Genomic DNA, 628 nt, shown 5'->3' on the forward strand with positions numbered 1-628 from the left:
ACCGTCGACACCAAGGTGAAGGACGTAGAACTCGTCATTGACGTGATCGCTGGGGATGACATCGTCAACCTCGCCGAGTCGCAGGCCCAGCAGGCCATCAGCGGCAAGGCAACTGGTGCGTTCACCGAGGGTGATGTGGTGAGCTTCGAGCTCAACGGCACCACCTACAGCACCACCGTGGCAGCGGATGGCAAGTGGAGCGTGCAGGTAGCCGGTGCCGACCTGGCCAAGGCCAGCAGCATCAAGGCAACCCTGGTAGCTCACGACGATGTTGGCAACGTCCGCAACGTCGACGCCAACCGTGCGTACACCGTCGACGTGACGGCGCCGGACGCAGCCAGCACCCAACTGACCATCGACACCGTGGCTGGCGACGACATCGTCAACAGCGCAGAGTCCAAGGTTCAGCAGACCATCAGCGGCAAGGCCACCGGTGAGTTCAAGGCCGGTGACGTGGTGAGCTTCAAGCTCAACGGCACCACCTACAGCGCTGCTGTGGCAGCCGATGGCAAGTGGAGCGTGCAGGTAGCGGGTTCTGACCTGGTCAAGGGCAGCAACATCAAGGCCACCCTGGTCGCCCATGATGCGGCAGGCAACGCCGGTTCTATCGTGGCCGAGCATGCCTATA

General features: G+C 62.6%; 1 protein-coding gene. It reads left to right on the forward strand.

The genetic code is table 11. From position 1 onward, the window contains the following. The coding region (locus tag IB274_RS29455) for an Ig-like domain-containing protein (RefSeq protein WP_192436295.1) at nt 1–628 on the forward strand (628 nt) is incomplete at both ends.

It is taken from the genome of Pseudomonas sp. PDM18 (assembly GCF_014852585.1).
Classification (GTDB): domain Bacteria; phylum Pseudomonadota; class Gammaproteobacteria; order Pseudomonadales; family Pseudomonadaceae; genus Pseudomonas.